The organism is Mesorhizobium sp. M5C.F.Ca.IN.020.32.2.1 (assembly GCF_004023105.1).
In the GTDB taxonomy this organism is placed as follows: Bacteria; Pseudomonadota; Alphaproteobacteria; order Rhizobiales; family Rhizobiaceae; genus Mesorhizobium; species Mesorhizobium wenxiniae.
Genome location: NZ_RZSX01001086.1, coordinates 1 through 1,833 on the forward strand (window position 1 = coordinate 1; position 1,833 = coordinate 1,833).

The 1,833-nt window shown below is 60.2% G+C and carries 4 protein-coding genes; 3 read left to right on the forward strand and 1 reads right to left on the reverse strand.

Going from position 1 to position 1,833, the window contains the following annotated elements; translation table 11 throughout:
- Positions 1 to 163: glycosyltransferase (locus tag EOA86_RS40895; RefSeq protein WP_164892256.1), on the reverse strand; the 163-nt coding region annotated here is incomplete at its 3' end.
- A 177-nt stretch (positions 164 to 340) separates the two neighbouring features.
- On the opposite strand from EOA86_RS40895, the gene EOA86_RS39040 reads away from it, so the two are divergent.
- The 3 genes from EOA86_RS39040 (at position 341) to EOA86_RS33115 (ending at position 1,815) form a co-directional block, all read left to right on the forward strand.
- Entirely contained in the window at positions 341 to 487 is a 147-nt protein-coding gene (locus EOA86_RS39040; protein ID WP_164759765.1) for a hypothetical protein, read from the forward strand.
- A 65-nt stretch (positions 488 to 552) separates the two neighbouring features.
- Entirely contained in the window at positions 553 to 753 is a 201-nt protein-coding gene (locus tag EOA86_RS33110; protein WP_127210903.1) for a hypothetical protein, read from the forward strand.
- Between the two features lie 306 nt (positions 754 to 1,059).
- A complete protein-coding gene (locus EOA86_RS33115) occupies positions 1,060 to 1,815 on the forward strand; it encodes an ABC transporter ATP-binding protein (RefSeq protein WP_127210902.1) in 756 nt (251 codons plus the stop codon).
- The last annotated feature ends 18 nt before the right edge of the window (positions 1,816 to 1,833 follow it).

A 1,833-nucleotide genomic window follows, 5' to 3' on the forward strand; every position in this document is an offset into this window, starting at 1 on the left:
GTACCAATTCCGCAGAGGTGCGTGAATCACCGCTGGCGAACAAGGTAACATCATGCCCCTGCCGAACAAGCTCCTCAGTCAGATATGAAACTATTCGCTCGGTCCCGCCATAGGTCCGCGGCGGCACGGCTTCGGTAAGGGGGGCGATCTGGGCAATTTTCATCTGCAACACTTCTCGAAAGTGAAGGTCACCCTTCAAAAAGCTCCGACGGCAATCCCCTTCCTCGCGTTCATTGCGGTGCGGTCCTCCTCGCCAACTCTCGAAGCGCCGATATGTTCCCGGCGGGAACAATCGCCGAGTCAGGGGAGTTCAAGCAGATGGACCAAAAGGAGAACCAGGATGGTTACGAAGCTTCAGGACACAAAAGCCGTCAAGGGATCGAGCGACGAGCATGGCGGCAACCGCGGCGGCAATCAGGAGAAGAAGGACAAGCCGCAAAAGAGCAGCCAGGCTGCCGGCAAGGATCCAAACCGCGGCGAGGACTGAACGATGCCTGCCCCGCAGGCGGACCGTAATGGCTGCGATCCCCGACCATCGATAGGAGTGACACCATGACAAAGACCAGCTCGTTTACGAAAGCCGAGCATCCTGTATCGGGAAAGAGGGCAAGCGGCAGCGACAAGGCCAAGGAACCGGCCAAGGGCGGCGCCCAAGCCAGGAACGCCCAGGAATGGGGCGGCGGATCGAAAGCGTCGAAGGGCAAGATCACCCGGGCAGACCGGGAAAACTCCAACTCGAGCCAGCGCAGCTAAGCTTTTGCATTCATCTAACTCAGTCGCCGCGGATTTCGAACTGCTTGGACGGGATGGGTTCGGATTGGGGTGGTTCGGTACAGGCCCATCTCGCCTGTCGTCTGCCCCTTCGACGTTGCAATTCGAAAATGATCGAAGGCCCCGTGCCAGAGCGCCGGCAATTGCGGCCTTGACGCGATGTGCATTAGGTCGTTTGTTGCGGGCGGGAGTGCCACGGGAGGAAACCATGGAAGTCACCCTGGGGGCGGATAGCCTCGCAGCGCGGTTCCACGTTTTCACGCCAATGACCGGCGAAGGCTCCCGCGCATGAATTCCGGAGCGATCCTCGAAGCCGCGGGATTGACTAAGGAATTTGGGGGTTTCGTCGCTGTCAGCAATGTCAACCTGACAGTCGAGCGAGGATCAATCCACGCGCTGATCGGGCCCAACGGCGCAGGCAAGACGACCCTCTTCAACTTGCTGACCAAATTCCTCCAGCCGACGCGCGGCACGATCCGCTACCAAGGCCGCGACATCACCAGGATGCAGCCGGCCGACATCGCGCGGCTGGGCCTTGTGCGCTCCTTCCAGATATCGGCGGTGTTTCCGCACATGACGGCACTCGAGAATGTCCGCATCGCGCTGCAGCGCCGGCGCGGCGACAGTTTCGATTTCTGGCGTTCCGAGAAAGTGCTCTCCAAGCTCAATAGCGAGGGTGCGGCTCTTCTCGCCGATGTCGGCCTGACCGAGTTTTCGGATATCCGCGCCAGCGATCTGTCCTACGGCCGCAAACGCGCGCTTGAGATCGCGACGACGCTGGCGCTGAACCCTGAGATGCTGCTCCTCGACGAGCCTATGGCCGGCATGGCGCAAGAAGACATCGAGCGCATCTCGGCGCTGATCCGGCGCATCTCCAAGAACCGCACCGTTTTGATGGTTGAGCATAATCTTTCGGTCGTAGCCTCGCTGTCGAACCGCATCACCGTGCTCGCGCGCGGCAAAGTCCTCGCCGAAGGCGACTATGCTGCGGTTTCCAAGGATCCGCGCGTTATAGAAGCCTATATCGGGGCCGGACATGTCTGAAGTTGAACTGACGAGCAG

Bases quoted from the DNA above. Each gene is read 5' to 3' on its own strand.
- EOA86_RS39040 (WP_164759765.1), top strand. From the start codon at position 341: ATGGTTACGAAGCTTCAGGACACAAAAGCCGTCAAGGGATCGAGCGAC.
- EOA86_RS33110 (WP_127210903.1), top strand. From the start codon at position 553: ATGACAAAGACCAGCTCGTTTACGAAAGCCGAGCATCCTGTATCGGGA.
- EOA86_RS33115 (WP_127210902.1), top strand. From the start codon at position 1,060: ATGAATTCCGGAGCGATCCTCGAAGCCGCGGGATTGACTAAGGAATTT.